16 protein-coding genes are annotated in these 16,759 nt (G+C 33.3%); 5 read left to right on the top strand and 11 right to left on the bottom strand.

The window, feature by feature from the left end; all coding sequences use genetic code 11:
• Nucleotides 1-48 precede the first annotated feature (48 nt).
• The gene (locus tag F8154_RS07810; protein ID WP_151861059.1) at nucleotides 49-510 is read left to right on the top strand and encodes a hypothetical protein; all 462 of its coding nucleotides are present in this window, start codon (nucleotides 49-51) and stop codon (nucleotides 508-510) included.
• Nucleotides 511-620: 110 nt separating this feature from the next.
• Here F8154_RS07810 and F8154_RS07815 read toward each other — a convergent pair whose 3' ends face one another.
• The 6 genes from F8154_RS07815 to cls form a co-directional block, all read right to left on the bottom strand.
• Entirely contained in the window at nucleotides 621-2,084 is a 1,464-nt protein-coding gene (locus F8154_RS07815) for a stalk domain-containing protein (RefSeq protein ID WP_151861060.1), read from the bottom strand.
• A gap of 440 nt (nucleotides 2,085-2,524) precedes the next feature.
• Complete coding sequence (locus F8154_RS07820) at nucleotides 2,525-3,208, bottom strand: stalk domain-containing protein (RefSeq protein ID WP_151861061.1); 684 nt, start codon at nucleotides 3,206-3,208, stop codon at nucleotides 2,525-2,527.
• Nucleotides 3,209-3,816: 608 nt separating this feature from the next.
• A complete protein-coding gene (locus tag F8154_RS07825) occupies nucleotides 3,817-4,800 on the bottom strand; it encodes an acyl-CoA dehydratase activase (RefSeq protein ID WP_151861062.1) in 984 nt (327 codons plus the stop codon).
• A complete protein-coding gene (locus F8154_RS07830; protein WP_151861063.1) occupies nucleotides 4,775-5,884 on the bottom strand; it encodes a 2-hydroxyacyl-CoA dehydratase in 1,110 nt (369 codons plus the stop codon). The genes F8154_RS07825 and F8154_RS07830 overlap by 26 nt, the downstream gene beginning before the upstream one ends.
• Nucleotides 5,856-6,842, bottom strand: coding sequence for an acyl-CoA dehydratase activase-related protein (locus tag F8154_RS07835; protein WP_151861064.1), 987 nt, complete (start codon nucleotides 6,840-6,842; stop codon nucleotides 5,856-5,858). The genes F8154_RS07830 and F8154_RS07835 overlap by 29 nt, the downstream gene beginning before the upstream one ends.
• A 70-nt stretch (nucleotides 6,843-6,912) precedes the next feature.
• Nucleotides 6,913-8,244, bottom strand: coding sequence for a cardiolipin synthase (gene cls / locus F8154_RS07840; protein WP_243141208.1), 1,332 nt, complete (start codon nucleotides 8,242-8,244; stop codon nucleotides 6,913-6,915).
• 360 nt (nucleotides 8,245-8,604) lie between these two features.
• Here cls and F8154_RS07845 point away from each other — a divergent pair, with 360 nt between their 5' ends.
• Nucleotides 8,605-9,774, top strand: coding sequence for an MFS transporter (locus F8154_RS07845; RefSeq protein WP_151861066.1), 1,170 nt, complete (start codon nucleotides 8,605-8,607; stop codon nucleotides 9,772-9,774).
• Between the two features lie 233 nt (nucleotides 9,775-10,007).
• Here the strand turns inward: F8154_RS07845 and F8154_RS07850 are convergent, their stop codons facing one another.
• Entirely contained in the window at nucleotides 10,008-11,528 is a 1,521-nt protein-coding gene (locus F8154_RS07850; RefSeq protein WP_151861067.1) for an ADP-ribosylglycohydrolase family protein, read from the bottom strand.
• Nucleotides 11,529-11,853: 325 nt separating this feature from the next.
• Between F8154_RS07850 and pyrB the strand changes: the two genes are divergently transcribed.
• Complete coding sequence (pyrB, locus tag F8154_RS07855) at nucleotides 11,854-12,783, top strand: aspartate carbamoyltransferase (RefSeq protein WP_151861068.1); 930 nt, start codon at nucleotides 11,854-11,856, stop codon at nucleotides 12,781-12,783.
• Complete coding sequence (locus tag F8154_RS07860; protein ID WP_151861069.1) at nucleotides 12,783-13,211, top strand: aspartate carbamoyltransferase regulatory subunit; 429 nt, start codon at nucleotides 12,783-12,785, stop codon at nucleotides 13,209-13,211. Before pyrB ends, F8154_RS07860 begins: the two co-directional genes overlap by 1 nt.
• A gap of 38 nt (nucleotides 13,212-13,249) precedes the next feature.
• On the opposite strand, the gene F8154_RS07865 is transcribed toward F8154_RS07860, so the two are convergent.
• The 4 genes from F8154_RS07865 to F8154_RS07880 form a co-directional block, all read right to left on the bottom strand.
• Entirely contained in the window at nucleotides 13,250-13,915 is a 666-nt protein-coding gene (locus tag F8154_RS07865; protein WP_151861070.1) for a hypothetical protein, read from the bottom strand.
• A gap of 47 nt (nucleotides 13,916-13,962) precedes the next feature.
• Nucleotides 13,963-14,652 carry a fluoroquinolone export ABC transporter permease subunit gene (locus F8154_RS07870; protein WP_151861071.1) on the bottom strand — a complete coding sequence of 230 codons (690 nt, stop codon included), beginning with the start codon at nucleotides 14,650-14,652 and terminating at the stop codon, nucleotides 13,963-13,965.
• Nucleotides 14,649-15,503, bottom strand: coding sequence for an ABC transporter ATP-binding protein (locus F8154_RS07875; RefSeq protein ID WP_151861072.1), 855 nt, complete (start codon nucleotides 15,501-15,503; stop codon nucleotides 14,649-14,651). The genes F8154_RS07870 and F8154_RS07875 overlap by 4 nt, the downstream gene beginning before the upstream one ends.
• A gap of 75 nt (nucleotides 15,504-15,578) precedes the next feature.
• Nucleotides 15,579-16,214 (bottom strand): YczE/YyaS/YitT family protein, encoded by a 636-nt coding sequence (locus tag F8154_RS07880; RefSeq protein ID WP_243141206.1) that lies wholly within the window; start codon nucleotides 16,212-16,214, stop codon nucleotides 15,579-15,581.
• A 266-nt stretch (nucleotides 16,215-16,480) separates the two neighbouring features.
• On the opposite strand from F8154_RS07880, the gene rd reads away from it, so the two are divergent.
• Complete coding sequence (gene rd / locus F8154_RS07885; protein WP_151861073.1) at nucleotides 16,481-16,639, top strand: rubredoxin; 159 nt, start codon at nucleotides 16,481-16,483, stop codon at nucleotides 16,637-16,639.
• Nucleotides 16,640-16,759 lie beyond the last annotated feature (120 nt).

The following is a 16,759-nucleotide window of genomic DNA, read 5'->3' on the forward strand; positions in this document are numbered from 1 at the left end:
AGCATTTTGCAAACAACTAAAATGATTATTTTGTAAGGAGGATTCGATATGGAAGAAAAAAATTTATCATTAAACGAATGGCACAAAAAACAAGCTGTTGAGAGTTTTAATGCTACTTGGGATCTTATCGACAAAAAGGATCGGTCGATTGATGACAACATAAAAATGGTCCACACAGCCCATGCTTCTCGATACCATTGGGAGGTTATTGGTACTGCCCTAGAGTTAGCAAGGGGTGAATGGCAAATTTCAAGGGTTTACTCATTGCTTAATATGGCAGAAAGTGCTTTGTTTCATGCCCACCATTCCTTAAAGCTATGTATCGATAACAATATTGGGGATTTTGACTTAGCCTTTGCCTATGAAGCAGTTACTCGTGCCTATTTTATTGGAAACAACCTTGATTTAATGAAAAAAAACTATGAATTAGCAATGGTGGCATCAAAGCAAATCTCAAAGCCAGAAGATAAGGAGTATTTTCTAACCGAGCTTAATACAATACCCCTATAAACTTGTCATAAACGTATAAGGATAATTCTGATATAAAAACACATCAGTAAGCCATTGTAATGCTTATAAATAGCTATTACAATGGCTCTCCTATTTCTAAAGCTACCCACTTATTCTTTTATAGTAATAGTCACCCTCTTATTAACTCCATCCCATTCTGCCTCACAGCCCAAGTTTTCAACTATAAACCTTAATGGTAGCATGGTTCGACTGCTATCTGATATATATGGGGCAACATCGGTTATTCTTCTTGAACCGTTGACCCTTGCGTTTTTATTTCCAATCCATAGCTCTATCACATTATCATTATAAAATATTGTTACCTTTTGATTCTTTGATTCCCATTCTATATCTCCACCCATAGCCTCTATAACGGCCCTTATGGGAAGGAAGGTTCTCCCGTTTTTAATTATAGGCTCTGTCTTCTTACCTGGGTCTATTTCCCTACGATGTCCATCTACATACATATATCTGCTTCCTATCTCCAGTACAATAGTCCTGTAGCTAAGGTTGGATTTTACCTTAACTTCTTCGGAAGGAACTCCTAAGTTTTTATCTTTATATACAGCCCTTAGTATATAATAATAGGTTGTATCATCTTCAATATTTTTATCTGTATAGCTAGTTTTTTCTATAGGAAAGTCTGTAATGGGTGTTGCAGATTGCTTTCCAGATTTTGTTCCTCTATAGAGATTATATCCTATGATATTGCTGCTATAATAAGGTTTATGCCATTTTAATGCAATACCATCTTCTACTGCTTCAGCCCTTAACTCTATCTGATGGCTAAAACTTACCTTTACCTCATTGGAGGCTGAACCAAGTACATTATCTTTATAAACAGGTCTCAGTACATAATAATAGGTTTTATCCATGTCTATATTTTTATCTATATATGATGTTTCCTTTATGGGGAAATCAGTTATAGGAGTCTTTGATTGCTTTCCTGAAGCCTTTCCCCTGTAGAGGTTATAGCCTATAAGATCTTTGGTTTTATCAGGCTTAGTCCATGTAAGTTTTATTCCATTATCCTTTTGCTTTGTTGTTAGTGTGCATTTATCATCATCATTATCTTCAAGATCAACTAGCTTGAAGGTAGAACTGCTTTTAACTCTGCTGTGGTCGGCCTCCAGCTCATTATCATCTAAGGCAACATATTTTCCATTACTAGCCTTTAGGGCCACTTTATTCTTCCCTAGATGGTATATGGTGAATTTTGTGTATTTACTTATTTTAGTTGCTTTAGCTTCAATTTCTTCATCATCATCGTCCTCTAAATTAAGATACCGTCCGTTGGTGGTTTTAAAGGCTACTGTATTTCCCTTTACTAAGACTATTTCAAAGGTTTCCCAGCTCCCGATTTTATTTCTGTTTACTACAACTTCTCCACCTCCACCATCCTCTGCACAAACATATTTTCCATTAGATGCAAGCAGGGCTATATATTTTAACCCTTCTAAGTCAATATCATCATTTCCATCAGCAACAGCAGGAAATGAAAAAGCTGATATTAGCACTAAAACTGCTAAGGTGTGAATAGCAAATGATTTAAGTCCAACATTAAATTTCTTCAAACCAACAACCTCCTTAATAATTATTTCTTTATAGTTTGTTAAACAAGCCTATATATCTTAAGCTATATAGGTACATTATATCTAAAAATGTTAATATATTACCTTATTGGCAGAACTGTAACTAAAACACAATAATTGTAAAATAGTGTAATACAAGTGCAATAATTGGTTAAAAGTTAACTGTTTTTTTGGATAGAAAAAGCGACTGGTGAAACATTGTTTCCTGTCGCTTTAATCTTGTAGTTAAAAATTGTCAACAACCCCGTACTCTCGGCAATAAAAAAGCCTTTTATGATTCGGCAAGTAAGTACTAAAAAAGGGATTTATGTATAGAGGGTATGATGTCGCTGGAGAAGTTTAAGGCATGACACCAAATATTGAGACTTTTTATAGTCCTCTTTATTTATTAGAAACGGGGGAGTAAACATTCTCCCGATCGATCATTCTGTTTGGTGTATAGTCGGAGTCCTAAAATAAGCCTCTTCATATAATTTATACTTTTTATTTTCAGATTTCATTTCAAATGAGGCAAAAAAAACAACTTTATAGATTTTATCTCCGATGAATTCTTTGTGATTTAGATCAATTTTACAATTGGTTGTAAATTCCTTACCACTTCGTATTTTTTCATTACGAATTAGAGTTGCAGAATCACCATATTCATTAGAATACTTATAAATCTCACATTCATTTTCATCATATATAATAAAATCAAAATATGGATAATGCAAAGTAATTGTAATGTCTTCACTAGCCGTATTTTTTAGCTGAAATTCCAATCTTAAGATATTTTCATTGGCATTGGTAATTAATGCTGTTTTTATATTATCACACTTCGTATAGAAACCATCAACCTTAATCTTTTTATCCATTATATTAATCGTTTTTGTTTTATCATACCACATTACCTCTTTATCAAATAATTCTGCAACTTTTCTTAATGGTACATATGTTGTATCGTTATATACAAAATTATCCATATTAACCTTTTCTCCGTTAATCGTAATATTCATATAATTAAATAGAACTTGAATATTTAAAGTATCAGATGCATATGCAATACCCGTAAATATTACACTTACGATAAATATTAACAATATAGACAACTTTAAGTTTCTATTCAAAATAGCCCCTCCCTATTATTCATATTCTTTAGCTTATTTTATAAGAAAATTTTTCCATCTAATATATAAGACTCTTGACCCGTTTAAAAGGTTGCATATTTATCTTGTCTCTACCATTATCTTTTGAAAATCATCCATCAGTCCTAAATTAAAATGGGTATTTTTTTCTATTGTTTTTAAAATATTGATTATCTATAGTGATTTGTTGCTGTTCACCATGTTTTTGCTCTTATCTCATAAAAAACATAACACAGGATTTTTATGCCATTATCATTTAAGGCAACATATTTTCCATTACTAGCTTTAGAGCCACTTTATAGTTTGTTAAGCAAGCCTATATATCTTAAGCTATATAGGTACATTATATCTAAAATTGTTAATATATTCCCATATTGGCAGAACTGTTACTAAAACATAATAATTGTAAAATAGTGTAATACAAGTGCAGTAATTGGTTAAAAGTTAACTGGTTTTTTTGAAAATAAAAGAAGACCTCATTTGACTAAGTCAAATGAGGTTTCATTTATTAAACTATTATACTGTAAGAACACAAGGGGACTGTCCCCTTGTGTTTGGGTTGATTTATCTATTAATAATCTTTTAACGTTTTATGCAAGCTTCTCAATATCATCCTTTACCTTATCACTCCACTTGCAGCATTTATCCCCCCATCTTGCCATTAGTTGACCATCCCTCATTATTTCCACAACCTCACATAGATTTGAACAGTCTTCACATTCAAAGCCCTTTACTTGATAACCTGAATTTACAATATCAAAGCCTTTGAATTGTGTTGTGTTTTTCTTTTCGGCTTTTTCTTGGGCTAAAAGACAACAGCCTATAGCTCCCATAACGTTATGATGGGGTGGTACGTATATCTCTTGCTTTAAAGCTTCTTCAAAGGATTTTTTTATTCCTGCATTGGCAGCAACTCCTCCTTGAAAGACTATAGGTCCAAGAATTTCTTTTCCCTTCCCAAGATTATTTAAAAAATTTCTAACCAACGCATCACATAAGCCTTTTATAATATCCTCTTGATTATGACCTAGCTGCTGCTTATGTATCATATCTGACTCTGCAAACACTGCACACCTTCCAGCAATTCTAACGGTATTTTTTGATTTTAAAGCTAATTCACCAAACTCTTGTATTTCAATTCCTATTCTGGAGGCCTGTCTATCTAAAAATGAGCCTGTGCCTGCTGCACAAACAGTATTCATTGCAAAATCACTAATAATACCATCCCTAAGTAGTATTATTTTTGAATCTTGACCGCCTATTTCAAAAATTGTTTTTACTCCCTTAACAAAGTTAAGGGCGGCAATTCCGTGGGCTGTAATTTCATTTTTTACAACGTCACCACCTACTATCATGGAGGCTAAATGCCGACCACTTCCTGTTGTTCCAACGCCTTTAACCTTTATTTCATCTCTAACCTGAGCCTTTATCTCCTTTAAACCTCTTTTAATTGCGTCTATAGGCTTACCTTGTGTAGATGTATATACCTTGCCAATTATTTCTTTATCATCATTCATTAACACAACATTTGTACTTACTGAGCCTACATCAATTCCTAGATAACAATTTATCACTTATACCCATCTCCCTTCTTCTAATAAGCAAATCAACAAATGCTTCTAGCCTAGTAGTATATCCAGCTTCTCCTGTCAACTCGTCTACTATTAGGCAAAGATATGGAATATCAAAATCCTTTTCTATTGTAGGTAGAATACTTTGGGCAACAATTTCAGGCATACAGGTAAAGGGATATATTTGAATAACGCCATCAAAGCCTCTTTTTGCATAGTCTATTGCATGACCTATTGTTTCTCTACCATGTCCCCCAATCATTGTCTTTAGATATGGCTTAGCCATATTACGTATTTTTTTCTCTCCCGTTAGCTTTAAAGGCTGAAGATATAAGTGCTCTGTTAGCCATCTACTAATTTTTAATGACGTGCTTACTTCTACCCCCATATTTCCTAATTTTTTATGAATGTTTAAGTTAACAAATGGCTCGATTATTGTATAGATTTCTCCAATAACTCCAATCTTAATGACTTCTCTATTGGGGTCTTCTGGTATGCTTTTTATGTTGTTAATGGTTTCTTTAATCAGCTTAGATACTTCCCTATATCCATGGATTTTTCGAACCTTCTTATGGAATCCATCATAATAAATATCTACTTCTCCTATTTTTTTCTGTCTTGGTCGCTTATAGCAGCTTACTTCTTCCATTTCATCTACTAGGTATAGTACTCTTGTAGCTTTTGCTAAGGCCTTAATTATTTTGTAGGGGTTTTTTGTGTTTGTCAGCTTAAATATTCTTGCAAAAAAGCTTTTATAGTCCCCCTGTGGTGGGTCCAATAAAATAAAATTAATATTGTGGCCCATAGCCTTCATTATTTCTTTTTGTAATATTGAGTAGTATCCAAACCTACAGGGTCCACAGCTGCCTGTCAAAATTATAGTATCTGCCCCTTGCTTTATGCTCTCAATATAGTTACCAATGTTAACCTTTAGGGGTAAGCAAATAGATTCTGGAGAATGCTGTGTACCAATATCTAATGTATCCTTACTACATTCTGGTGGTACTATGTTTTCTACCTCCAGCTCGTCTAACAGCACCTTAGTAGCAACATATTGATTACCCATGTGTGGAAAGGTTACCTTCATTATTTAACCTCCAATCAATCATATCAATAAATGCCTCAAGTCTAGTATTTATGCCTGCCTCTCCTGTATGCTCATCAACTGTTAATAGCAGGAAGGGTATATTACTTTTTCTTGCCCACCGCTCAAAAATATCTTCTATAACGGAATCTATTCCACAGCCAAATGAAGATATATATACTATTCCATCTATATCTTTGTTTTTTGTGTAATGTAGTGCTGTCCCTAGGGTTTTTCGCCCATAGCTCCAAAACATCTTTTTTTCAAGGCTACTAGCAAGATTATTAATAGACTTCATATTTAAAGATTCTGGAATAACAACTTCTATGTTCTCCTTTTGTAGCTTCTTTATTAAACTCATAGACCCGTAGCTATCAAACAATTGATAACTATGTCCTATTGCTGCTATACGGGTCTTTGGCTTTATATTTAATTTGCTTTGATCCTTCTGTAAATATCCATCAATAGGAATGTACCCTGCCTTCATAGCTTCTTTATATTTGTTATACTCTTCTAAGGCCTTTAAATATGCTGTTCTTATTCTAATTGGGTTTTTGGTAACATAGCTTCCGAATAAATATATAGTTTTTATTAAGCTTTTTCTTGATTTATTAAAATTAATTTCTATATCAATCATTGGTGGTAAATTGGCAATAGAGTGTTTTACCATCTCTGGCAAGCCACAAAATTTAGGACATATATACTCTTTTTCGTAAACACTCATTATTTTCGGAACAAAAATATAATCTACCTTATCCTTTAGGGCTAGAACATGTCCATTAAAAATTTTTACCGGTAGACATGCTTCATCTACAGTATTTTTAACACCTTGATTCAGAATGGCTTTATTTGTTATATCTGATACTATAACCTCTGCTCCTAAGGCCTCATAAAAGGTTTTCCATAATGGAAAATAGTCGTAGAACCATAGCCCCCTTGGTATACCTATTTTAACTGACATACAATTCCTCCCTTCAGCATTTGTATATTATGTTCAAATGATTTAAGTTCTATTCAATAGGTGAAAGGAATTAAGCAAAGGGAGCAATTAAACCTCCTATCCACAGCTTAAGCTTTTCTATAGGTGTTAGTTTTTTAAAGCTGTTATATTCCAGCTCTTTACTTTTTTCTAAATAGGTAGTAAAAATATCTTCTACTTGTCTACTAGCATCCTCATGATATATTACTGCATTCACCTCGTAATCTAAAAATAAGCTTCTAGTGTTAAGATTTGCAGAGCCAATAGATACTATCTGATTATCTGTTATTACTATTTTTGAGTGAATAAACCCATCTTCATGGAGAAATATTCTGACCTTAGCTTTAAGCAGTGTTTCATAAAAGGAGGCATTTGCCCAGCCTACAATAAATACATCTGGTTTTTGGGGAAGAACAATTTTAACATCAACCCCTCTAAGGGCAGCAGTTTGTAAAGCCTTAATTATGCTATCGTTTAATATTAGGTAGGGTGTAGCTATGTAAACCTTATGCTGTGCGTTAGATATTAGGGAAAAATAAAGCTGACTAATTTCATTCCAATGGGTATCGAAGCCACTTGTTATCATCTGTATCGGTGTTATGGCTTCAACATTATTTTCGGGGAAATATCTACTGTCTACAATAGCTTCTCCTGTTATATAGAACCAATCAGCTAGAAAAATTTTTTGTGCCCAGTTTACTACCTCTCCCTCTACTTTAACGTGCATATCATTCCATTCCCCAATATTTTCATCTCTGTCTAAATACTCATTTCCAATATTAAAGCCTCCAATAAAGGTTTTCTTTCCGTCAACAATAATAATTTTTCTGTGATCTCTGTTATTGAGCTTTCCCTTTAATATTGAATGAATTGTACTATTGAATATACCTATTTCTACATTGTTTTTTAGGAGTTTATTTTTAAATGTCTTTGATAGCTTTCTACTGCCTAATCCGTCAAAGACTAATCTTACTTTTACTCCTTCTCTGGCTTTTTGTATAAGAATATCTTTGAATTTATTGCCAATATCGTCATCTCTAATAATGAAAAATTCCACATGTATATGGTCTTTAGCCTTAGAGAACTCCTCAATAATTTCATCAATATATTTGTTTCCAACCGATAGCAACGATACCTTGTTATTGCTGGTTATTGGTATTCCCGTGTTGTTTTCTATTAGGGTTGAAATGGATTTTTGCATTGTCGATAATTGTATTTTTTTTAATTCATTATATTTTGTAATTCCCATTAGCTTATCCATATACTCACTTCTTTTAAGCTGGTATCCGTTAATGGGAATAGAGTTTCTAAATATCTGAAAAGCTGTAAATAAAGTAAATAATAATATGAAGGATAGAAGACTGTTGCAAATCAGTAATACTATATTATTATTGGAGAAGAGCAATACAATAAAGATTGAACCAAAGCTAAGGGCAATCCCTATTATGTAAGGATATATTCCAATAATAATTGCGTGGGGAGTTAGCCTAAAAAAATTGTAAAAAAACAAAAATACTATTATAAAAGCAAATATAATTTTAAAAAAATCTTCCACTATACATCAGTCCCTTAGTAAGCTTTTATTATAATAACCCAAACTAGTATTTACTATGTAGTATATGATTTATCTCAGCCGTGCTACTAATACTGCTGTAGGCTCCAGCTGAACTAAGTTTTCATTATGGGAGTTAAATATATTATTTTTGCCATACTAAGTTTATAATCCTAGAAAAGGAGAATAAATATGTACGGAATTCCCAACCTAAAGCTTAAAAAAGAGATATGGTTTTTTTTAACCTCTATTTTAATTGTTCATGTTGCTGCATATATAATTGTTCCAATATTTCCATTGCTATTGAAAAATGAAAAAGCCTTAGCTACAACTGAAATTGGCTTAATTATAGGGCTAGGCTCATTGTTTATTCAAGTTGGTAGTATTATAGCTGGAATAATTTCTGATTCTATAGGGGCTAAGTATACCATGCTAATAGGTAATGGTTGTCAAGCAATGGCCCTTTTAGGCTTAGGCTATTCACAGGCCCTTTTTCTATTAATTCTATTTTCAATTTTAAATGGAATTGGTACTGGGATATATATACCCACTACAAAGGCTGCAATATCCTACATTGCAGCGGAGGATAATAAAACCATTGCCTTTTCCCTTAGATCTGTGGCTTCCCATATAGGTATAAGTACTGCAGGTTTGATAGTGCTTTTTACAGCTACTAATATAAACTTTTATTTTGCAGCTATGATTTATGTTTTTCTATTAGCCTTTTCATGGTTTTTACTGCCGGATGATTGTGGTAATCAGCCATGTCCAACAATTCCCTTAAAAAGCTATATACAAATTTTAAAAAATAAATCTTTTTTGTATTTTAGCTTTATATCAGCCTTAGTATGGTCACTACATACTCAATTGGCATTTTTGCTGCCCTTGAGGGCTGAGGAAATGTTGAAAAACACTAAGTATATTGGTATTATTTGGACAACCACAAGCATAGCTGTAATTATTTTTCAGCCTATTATTTCAAAGAGGTTTCTTGAAGTGCAAAATGAAAAGAAGTCAATATACATTGGGACTATATTAATTGGAGCTGGCATAACCCTACTTGGTATAACATACAGCTTCCCTATGTTTTTAGTCTGTGGATTAATTTTTATTTTAGGGGAAATGTTTATGATGCCAACCCTTGATGGTGTAACCAGCATTATGGCTGACCCTAAAATGCTGGGGGCTTATTTTGCAATAGCCAACTTTTCAGCGGGAATTGGAGGAGCAGTAGGAACCTTCGCAAGCGGGAGAATTATTGATTTATATGGAATTACAGGGTTTACTATTCCTTGGATTATATATGGAGGCTTCACATTGTTGGTTATTTACATATTGAGATACTTAAAAATTTCTAATTAATAATTTGAATACTGATGAAAAAGTCTTAGTTTTGAGGCACAAAAAATCCTAGCGATTGTAGCGTATACTTGAGAAGCTAGAAGTAGGAGGTTGGAGATTAGAAGCTTGAGAAAAATCAAAACTCTAATCTCTAGCCTCTTACATCCTGCCTCTAAGCTTTGTAAAAGTGCTAGGATTTTGAAGTAACAAAGAAAATAGGGCTTTTTCATCAGTCTGAAGCTAAGTAAGTTTTCTTAGCCTTTCTTAGACAAGCTAATAATTGCCTCTAAAACCTCTCTACCTATCTCATATTCAGGAGCAACCTCTACAGCTCGTCTTGCATATCTTTCTGCCTTTTCTAAATCATCTAGGTTTAAATATGTAATTGCAAGGTCAGAGAGGACTATTGGATTATTTAAGTCATAGGCCAATGCCTTTTTAAAGGATTTGAGGGCCTCTTCAAAGGCCTCTTCTTGTAAATATTTAGTGCCTAAGCCTTCATATGCTTCAATTATATGAAGCTTTATTTTTTCATTTTTCTTTAGGTCTGGGCTTCTATTTACAAGATTTTCAAAATATTTTACTGCATTTTCAAATTGATCTTCTTTATTAAGCTTTATACCAGTCCATAGCAATTGATGTACTTCATCTTGGATTTTTTCATAATTAATGTTTTCCTTCATTCTTCTATATGGATTATTATTTTTGTTTTTAAGTGATAGCTCAAATAAACGATCTGATAGGGCCAGCATCTCCTCTAAATTCCTTAGTTTAAAGGTATAGCCCCTTGGAATGTTATTATAGCCTAAGTATGCACCTGCAAAGGATAATGCCATGCTGGAGACAGTGTCTGTGTCAGTAGAGCTTAAGGAGTCCTTTAAAACCCTCTCAAAATCATTAGGATTCTTTAAAAACAGGAATAGTGCATAGGGAACAGACTCAAGGACATATGCTCCACTGCCCCATTGCTTTTGTATTGTGGAAACATCTGTGTCAGCTTCTATAGCCTCCTTTAAATCTCTACTTATTCGGCTATAAAGATTAACTATTTCATTATTTTCCCTTGAGGGATACACCTTTGTTTCAATACCTTTTATGCTTCTTCCTAATATATCAATAAAGTTCAATATATCCTTCTTATCCTTTAATGAAAAAGGGGGTTGATTAACTAGGTATGCTATTGCAGTAGCATTTAGTATGCTGGAGGCTATCGCCATTTGGTCCATATGGGTAATTGCTGCCTGCATACCACTAATTAGCTTCAAGGATATAAAGTCGCCATAATTAATCAAGGCACCTGGCCCACACCTCATGGCTGCTCCATTTCCAGCTGATTCTATTCCACTTCTATACCATTCAATTCGTCTATCCCTATAATTGATTATAAACTCTCTAATTGTATTGCCCATTCTTGAGATAGGCTGTCTTATAAATCTGTTAGAAATATCCTCTGGATGAAAGCCTTGAAATATTATAAGGGATTCTGCATACATTATAGTCATCTCTGTATCGTCTGTAATGTCCAGCGACACTGAGCGTTTTTCTCCCTTTAAAAAGGAGTTAATGTATTCTATTTCCTTTGTGTGTTGTCCTTCTAAATGACTTCCAAAGGCATCACCGATGGCTAAGCCTACCAGTGTTCCTCTTACTTTCTCTCTATACTCAATACTGGATATTGGTCTTAAATTAATTGACTCACCATATGACATAAAATCTGGCATATCAACCTTTTCAATTAAAAACTCATATAGTTTTTCTAAAGATATAAAATACATTGATATTGCACCTCTTCATTTTAGTTCTTCCTTCCATATTCTACACTTAGAAATCTTTTTCCTTCTTATAAAAAAAACAACAAATAAATATTCATTGACATTACCATATAAAAATGATATATTTTGTTAAAGATAAATATACCTTTAAATCGGTCCCGTGAGACTGAAAAGGATTATGAATACTGGTTGTGTTCTGGTGTATATATGTATATAAACACCCCTTTAGTCTTACGGATTAAAGGGGTTATTTATTGCCTTTAATTTGGTCCAGTGAGGCTAAAAAGGGAGTTTAGACTCCCATACTAAAAAAGAGGGAGGAATATTTATGGGCTTAAAAGGTCGTCATTTAATTGACCCAAATGATTTTACCATTGAAGAAATACAGCACATTATTGATCTTGGTTTAAAGATTTACCAAAATCCAGAAAAATATTCAGAAATATGTAAAGGTAAAATACTAGGGACGCTTTTTTATGAACCAAGTACACGAACAAGATTAAGCTTTGAATCTGCTATGTTAAAGATGGGTGGAACTGTGTTGGGCTTCTCTGATGCCAACACTAGCTCAGTTAAGAAGGGCGAAAGCATTGCCGACACAATACGTTGTATGGATGATTATGTAGATATTCTTGTAATGAGGCATCCTAGAGAGGGGGCACCTTTGTTAGCATCTCAGTTTTCAACTGTCCCATTAATTAACGGAGGAGATGGAGGACATCAGCATCCAACTCAAACCTTAACAGATTTAATTACTATTCAAGAATATAAGCAGGAAATTAAAAATCTTAAAGTAGCCTTTTGTGGTGATTTACTCTTCGGTAGAACAGTCCATTCTCTACTTAAAACCTTGAGTCGTTTTCCAAATATAAGCTTTGTTCTAGTTTCTCCTAAAGAGCTTCAAATACCTTATCATTTGAAGCAGGAGCTAATTGAAAAGTACCAGGTTGAAATTACCGAAACATCTTCTTTAGAGGAATACCTTCCCCATATAGATATTCTATATATGACAAGAATTCAAAAAGAACGCTTTTTTAATGAAGAGGACTACGTAAAGCTTAAGGATAGTTATATTCTTAGTAGGAATAAGTTGGCTTCTAGTAAAGAGGACTTGCTTATTATGCATCCTCTACCAAGGGTTAATGAGATTAGCTATGATGTTGATGATGATCCGAGGGCTAAATACTTTGAACAAGCAAAGCTTGGAGTTTATGTAAGAATGGCGTTAATGGCATCTTTATTGGGGGTGAATGAATAATGTTGAAGGTTGCAGGTATAGAAAATGGTATTGTTATTGATCACATTACTTCTGGTAATGGTTTAAAGATATTTCAAAAACTAAATTTGGATAAGCTAGATACACCAGTAGTTTTATTAATGAATGTATCCAGTGGAAAATTAGGTACTAAGGACATTATTAAAATACAAGATAATTTAGATATCGACTTAACAGTATTAGGATTAATTGACTCAAATATAACTATAAATATTATTGAGAATGAAGTTATTAAGGAAAAGAAGGATATAGATATTCCTAAAAGGGTACAAGGGCTTTTTAAATGTAAAAACCCAAGGTGTATTACCTCTATAGATGATTATGCGGAGGCGGAATTTACCTTGGTACCTAATGGAAAAATTCAATACAGATGCAACTACTGTGAGGAGTTAACTGAGTATAAGCTATAAGCTGTAGATAAGCTACCTTTAAAATAGGGTAGCTTTTCTTATTTATATCTATAGCTTTTTGTAGTAATTAACAGAATTAAAAGGTAAATTATGTTTACAGCCAACGCTGCTACTACTGTAAATAAACTGTAATCTACAATTAATTTAGTTATCCAGTAAAATGGTGTTAAGGAAGCTATTATAGTAAACCAGTTTATGTTAAAAATATCTGCCATGGCTATAATACTGAAAACTCCAAAGCCCTTAGCATAGGTTAGTCCTTGAACCTTGTCGGCCGCTAGTGTATATAACAGATATCCTATAAGCACTGCCTGTAGACCTGCTACAAAGCTAACAAGTAATAAAGCTAACAGGTCAATTTTATATATATTTATTAATAGGTATGCAACTATTGAATACATAAAGCTTCCCACAAATGGTAGCATTAATCTATTGATTACATAGCCCTTATATCCAATGGGGGTTATCTTAATTAGCTCCTGTATTTTAGAATCTCTTTCATCTATCATTAAGAATCCTGCAACAGATCCCAGCATTAAAGGAGTCATAAGTATACTGAATGAAAGTATGTACCCATAATAATCTACTAGATTTACCGAAAAATAATCATATATAATAGGTGTAATGATTTTTACCACGATTTTAAACAGTATAGGGTAAAATGCCGGTAGCATGAAAAACATCACTAAAATTGGATCTCTCATGACCGTCTTTATATCTGCTTTAAAAGAAGTAGATTTGTTTATTATACTCACCCCTTTACCATATTCTTCATAAAGGATTTTTCTACCTTTATGAAAAATAGTACATTTAAAGTTACTAAATAGCATATATACATCACTGCCTCAACTAGAGCAATTCCGTTAAATGCACCATAAACCAGATTTAATCCAGCTACGCTTGGAACTAACTGTAAAACCCATAAACTGGGTGTGATAAAATATATTATTGTTGGTATCGTTAATATAAGCATGTAGGGTAACATTTTTATAAGATATTGATTAATTGAGTTACAGCCATTAGTTGCTATAAATCCATACAATGTGAAAAAAATCGAGGTTAAGAGTATTCCAATAAACAGTAAAGGCCAGTTAAAGCCTTCTCTATAGGCGACTAGAGTAATAGCAAAGCCAGCAGCCTCTGCTAAAACTGCTAGGGATATAACCTTAGCCAATAAGTACTCTAAAGGCTGAAGTGGTGTAACAACTAAACATTGTAAAACCCCTTGAACCTTTTCCAGCATAACTAAACCCCCTATAAAAAAGAAGCCCACAAAGGAAGGATCGGTAAATATAACAATTGGTACTACATATTTGGCATATTCATTAGGTAGCTGACTTATAACAATCATATAAAACAGGGTTAGTATTACATAGACAAAATAGAAACCCTGCTTAAATTGAAATTTCATATCTGCCCTTAAGGCATTTAGTATTCTCATACCAGCTCCCTCCCTGTAAGCTTAATGAAAATATCTTCGAGGGTTGCCTCTTGACTATGAATAGTTTTAATGTCCTTTGTCTTTAAAATATCAAAGACTCTTTGATTATTCTTTATTTCTGTCATATGAAACTCTTCCGTTTTTGTTTTCTTTCCATCGTAATATTCAATTTTCATAGTATGACTACCGTGCTTAACCTTTAAATCCTTTGGACTATCTATAACAGGTATGTTTCCATCAACAATAAAGGCTACCTTATCGCATAACTGTTCTGCTACAGTCATGTTATGGGTGGTTAAAAATATGGTTTTTCCTTGAGCCTTTAAATCTATAATCATATCTTTTATAGTCTTAGCGTTTAGTGGGTCCAACCCTGACGTAGGTTCATCGAAAAACAATAGATCTGGATTATGTAAAATTGACCTTATAAAATTTAGTCGCATTTTCATTCCTTTAGAAAAGCCCTCAACCTTTTTGTCCTTATCTGGCAGTAGACCAACCCTCTCTATTAATAAATCTATATTCTCATTCTTATTTTTATAATAGGATGAAATCAGCTCAAGATTCTCTTTTGCAGTAAGCTTCAAATAAAGATTAGGAAAATCAAAGGCTACACCAATTCCCTCAAAAAAACTTTGCCCCCAATCTCTTCTCTCTTTACCCATTACCTCTACACTACCACCATAACCTTGTAAAAGACCAATAATAATTCTTTGGGTAGTAGTTTTTCCCGCTCCACTTGGTCCTAAAAATCCAAAGATTTCTCCCTTTTTAATATGGAAGTCAATACCTTTTATTACCTTTGTCTTAGTTCCCTCATAAGAAAACTCTAAGCCTGATACCTTTAGCATGCAATTACACCCCTTTAGCTATATTTGGGTCAAGCTATCACTCAGTAATTACTCAAACAATAGTACCACCAGTGGTTATTTATTACAAACCTCCTCTCTTAAAGAAGCACCAGTGAGAGATTTATACAGCAGTACTAAATCTGTATGCACTCCATTTTCAGTATCATACCTTCCAACCCTAAAGGCGAACTCAACTGAGAAGCCAATGGTTGTTGCGGCTATCAAGGTACCTATACCTACAGGTCCACCTAAAAGGTAACCTATTGTGAGGGCAGTTAATTCTATTACTCCCCTAATTAACCATACAGGTTTATTTGTTAGCTTTACCAAGCCCTCCATCAATCCATCACGTGGCCCAGCCCCTAATCTGACCTTAAGATAAAAATAAGTTGCCCACCCTGAAATAAAAACTCCAAATGCCAGCATAATTACTCTACCTATTATTGTATTTGGTGTAGAAATTATATTAAGGCTGTCTATTATATCAATAAACACACCAATAAAAATCATATTACCTATGCTGCCTACACCTGGAATCACCTTTATGGATAATGACAAAATAAGTATTATAAGCCCAACAAATTGTGTTACTTGCCCTAGCGTTAAGGGAGTGTGATTAGTGACTCCTACGTGAAAGACTCCCCAAGGACTCATTCCCAACCCTGCATCCCTCATTAACAGTATTCCAATAGCATATAAGATAAATCCCAAAAACAGCGAGGGCATTTTCTTAAATAGCTTTAACTATTGATTTTTCATTGCTTTATCCATTACAATCCTTCTTTCTATGATTTTTATTATATATAAACATTATATATCTTATATCTATAATTTCAAAGGAGCTAAATAATATATAGATTGTTTTGAATACTTATATAGCTATGTATGCTATAGGTTTTTTACTGTTTAAGCTTTATTCCAGTGGGTATAAATTTTATGTGTTTAACATAGTATATATAATGAATGGAGGGAATTAAATGAAATATGTTTGTATACCTTGTGGTTATGTGTATGATCCTGAGTTAGGAGATCCAGATGGTGGTGTAGAGCCTGGTACTTCCTTTGAAGATATTCCAGAGGATTGGGTCTGTCCTATATGTGGAGTTGGAAAAGATATGTTTGAGCCACAGGATTAAAATTAAAAGTTAAGAGTTAAGAGTTAAAAACATAAAAGAAATGTTGAATGTTGAATGGAAAAGATTGAAAACATAAAATCTTAAAACCAAAACAAAAAACCAAAAAACAGAATTAAAATT

Origin of the sequence: Alkaliphilus pronyensis (assembly GCF_009017275.1) — a bacterium.
GTDB lineage: Bacteria > Bacillota > Clostridia > Peptostreptococcales > Natronincolaceae > Alkaliphilus_C > Alkaliphilus_C pronyensis.

Excerpts from the sequence above, each read along its gene's own strand:
- F8154_RS07850 (WP_151861067.1), bottom strand. The coding sequence starts at position 11,528 with ATGTATTTTATATCTTTAGAAAAACTATATGAGTTTTTAATTGAAAAG.
- F8154_RS07810 (WP_151861059.1), top strand. The coding sequence starts at position 49 with ATGGAAGAAAAAAATTTATCATTAAACGAATGGCACAAAAAACAAGCT.
- F8154_RS07865 (WP_151861070.1), bottom strand. The coding sequence starts at position 13,915 with ATGAGAGATCCAATTTTAGTGATGTTTTTCATGCTACCGGCATTTTAC.
- F8154_RS07845 (WP_151861066.1), top strand. The coding sequence starts at position 8,605 with ATGTACGGAATTCCCAACCTAAAGCTTAAAAAAGAGATATGGTTTTTT.
- F8154_RS07860 (WP_151861069.1), top strand. The coding sequence starts at position 12,783 with ATGTTGAAGGTTGCAGGTATAGAAAATGGTATTGTTATTGATCACATT.
- F8154_RS07835 (WP_151861064.1), bottom strand. The coding sequence starts at position 6,842 with ATGTCAGTTAAAATAGGTATACCAAGGGGGCTATGGTTCTACGACTAT.
- F8154_RS07875 (WP_151861072.1), bottom strand. The coding sequence starts at position 15,503 with ATGCTAAAGGTATCAGGCTTAGAGTTTTCTTATGAGGGAACTAAGACA.
- F8154_RS07830 (WP_151861063.1), bottom strand. The coding sequence starts at position 5,884 with ATGAAGGTAACCTTTCCACACATGGGTAATCAATATGTTGCTACTAAG.
- rd (WP_151861073.1), top strand. The coding sequence starts at position 16,481 with ATGAAATATGTTTGTATACCTTGTGGTTATGTGTATGATCCTGAGTTA.
- pyrB (WP_151861068.1), top strand. The coding sequence starts at position 11,854 with ATGGGCTTAAAAGGTCGTCATTTAATTGACCCAAATGATTTTACCATT.
- F8154_RS07870 (WP_151861071.1), bottom strand. The coding sequence starts at position 14,652 with ATGAGAATACTAAATGCCTTAAGGGCAGATATGAAATTTCAATTTAAG.